At 53.7% G+C, this 2,877-nt stretch carries 2 rRNA genes (1 of these 2 running past the window's edge); both read left to right on the forward strand.

Annotation, left to right across the window (positions count from 1 at the left end):
• Positions 1 to 2,617: ribosomal RNA gene (locus tag FJU31_RS19175) — 23S ribosomal RNA — on the forward strand; it begins 264 nt to the left of the window's first position.
• Between the two features lie 126 nt (positions 2,618 to 2,743).
• Positions 2,744 to 2,858, forward strand: a 5S ribosomal RNA gene (rrf, locus tag FJU31_RS19180).
• Positions 2,859 to 2,877: the final 19 nt, after the last annotated feature.

Below are 2,877 nucleotides of genomic sequence, written 5' to 3' on the forward strand. Positions count from 1 at the left end.
TTAAGCTGATTTGGTTCTAGGAAAACGCTCTGGAAAGAGCGGCCATAGAAGGTGATAGCCCTGTATCTGAAAGGGCCATTTCAGTGAAGACGAGTAGGGCGGGGCACGTGAAACCCTGTCTGAACATGGGGGGACCATCCTCCAAGGCTAAATACTACTGACCGACCGATAGTGAACCAGTACCGTGAGGGAAAGGCGAAAAGAACCCCGGAGAGGGGAGTGAAATAGATCCTGAAACCGTGTGCGTACAAGCAGTAGGAGCTCCGCAAGGAGTGACTGCGTACCTTTTGTATAATGGGTCAGCGACTTACTGTTCGTGGCAAGCTTAACCGTATAGGGGAGGCGAAGGGAAACCGAGTCTGATAAGGGCGCATAGTCGCGGGCAGTAGACCCGAAACCGGGTGATCTAGTCATGGCCAGGGTGAAGGTGCCGTAACAGGTACTGGAGGCCCGAACCCACGTCTGTTGCAAAAGACGGGGATGAGCTGTGATTAGGAGTGAAAAGCTAATCGAACCCGGAGATAGCTGGTTCTCCTCGAAAGCTATTTAGGTAGCGCCTCATATGTATCCTCTCGGGGGTAGAGCACTGTTATGGCTAGGGGGTCATCGCGACTTACCAAACCATTGCAAACTCCGAATACCGAGACGGACTGTATGGGAGACACACGGCGGGTGCTAACGTCCGTCGTGAAAAGGGAAACAACCCAGACCCACAGCTAAGGTCCCAAATTCACTGCTAAGTGGAAAACCATGTGGAAAGGCACAGACAGCCAGGAGGTTGGCTTAGAAGCAGCCACCCTTTAAAGAAAGCGTAATAGCTCACTGGTCGAGTCGGTCTGCGGGGAAGATTTAACGGGGCTAAGCAGTGAACCGAAGCTTGGGGTGTGCATATTTATATGTACGCGGTAGAGGAGCGTTCCGTAAGCCGTTGAAGGTGGATTGAGAAGTCTGCTGGAGGTATCGGAAGTGCGAATGCTGACATGAGTAACGATAATGCGGGTGAAAAACCCGCACGCCGAAAGCCCAAGGTTTCCTTGCGCAACGTTAATCGGCGCAGGGTGAGTCGGCCCCTAAGGCGAGGACGAAAGTCGTAGTCGATGGGAAGCAGGTTAATATTCCTGCACCTCGCGTAAGTGCGATGGAGGGACGGAGAAGGTTAGGTGTACCAGGCGTTGGTTGTCCTGGGGAAAGGCGGTAGGTTTGGATCTTTGGCAAATCCGGGATCCTTTAAGACCGAGCACCGAGACGAGCCTTTATGGCGAAGTCACTGATACCACGCTTCCAGGAAAAGCTCCTAAGCTTCAGCTTACGCAGACCGTACCGTAAACCGACACAGGTGGGTAGGATGAGAATTCTCAGGCGCTTGAGAGAACTCGGGTGAAGGAACTAGGCAACATGGCACCGTAACTTCGGGAGAAGGTGCACCCTTTTTGGTGGCTCGTGCGAGCTATAGCTGAAGAGGGTCGCAGTAACCAGGCCGCTGCGACTGTTTATCAAAAACACAGCACTCTGCAAACACGAAAGTGGACGTATAGGGTGTGACGCCTGCCCGGTGCTGGAAGGTTAATTGATGGGGTCAGCCGCAAGGCGAAGCTCTTGATCGAAGCCCCAGTAAACGGCGGCCGTAACTATAACGGTCCTAAGGTAGCGAAATTCCTTGTCGGGTAAGTTCCGACCTGCACGAATGGCGTAACGACAGCGGCGCTGTCTCCACCCGAGACTCAGTGAAATTGAAATCGCTGTGAAGATGCAGCGTTCCCGTGGCAAGACGGAAAGACCCCGTGAACCTTTACTATAGCTTTACACTGAACGTTGAGTTCGTCTGTGTAGGATAGGTGGGAGGCTATGAAACCATGGCGCTAGCTGTGGCGGAGCCATCCTTGAAATACCACCCTGTCGTGCTTGACGTTCTAACCTGGGCCCATTATCTGGGTCGGGGACCGTGTATGGTGGGTAGTTTGACTGGGGCGGTCTCCTCCTAAAGAGTAACGGAGGAGCTCGAAGGTACGCTCAGCGCGGTCGGACATCGCGCACTGTGTGCAAAGGCATAAGCGTGCTTGACTGCAAGATCGACGGATCAAGCAGGTAGGAAACTAGGACTTAGTGATCCGGTGGTTCTGTATGGAAGGGCCATCGCTCAACGGATAAAAGGTACTCCGGGGATAACAGGCTGATACCGCCCAAGAGTTCATATCGACGGCGGTGTTTGGCACCTCGATGTCGGCTCATCACATCCTGGGGCTGTAGTCGGTCCCAAGGGTATGGCTGTTCGCCATTTAAAGTGGTACGCGAGCTGGGTTCAGAACGTCGTGAGACAGTTCGGTCCCTATCTGCCATGGGCGTTGGAGATTTGAGAGGGGCTGCTCCTAGTACGAGAGGACCGGAGTGGACGAACCTCTGGTGTTCCGGTTGTCACGCCAGTGGCATTGCCGGGTAGCTATGTTCGGAAGCGATAACCGCTGAAAGCATCTAAGCGGGAAGCGCGCCTCAAGATGAGATCTCCCGGGGCACAAGCCCCCTGAAGGAACCATATAGACTATGTGGTTGATAGGTCAGGTGTGTAAGTACAGCAATGTATTGAGCTAACTGATACTAATGATCCGTGTGGCTTGACCATATAACCTCAAGTTGCCTTGGCTTTACGACAGCGTCGTAAGAGCATCCAAGTGCACGCTACGTCACAAGAACTATGCGAGGCTGGCGCCTTGTCCCTCCGGGACGAGTGCGACTCTCCAAAAGCCTCCCTGGTGAAATTAGCGCTGTGGAACCACCCGATCCCATCCCGAACTCGGAAGTGAAACGCAGCTGCGCCGATGGTAGTGTGGCTCAAGCCATGCGAGAGTAGGTCATCGCCAGGGTTTATACCCAAAAACCCCG

Origin of the sequence: Stenotrophomonas cyclobalanopsidis, from assembly GCF_008710035.1 — a bacterium.
In the GTDB taxonomy this organism is placed as follows: domain Bacteria; phylum Pseudomonadota; class Gammaproteobacteria; order Xanthomonadales; family Xanthomonadaceae; genus Stenotrophomonas; species Stenotrophomonas cyclobalanopsidis.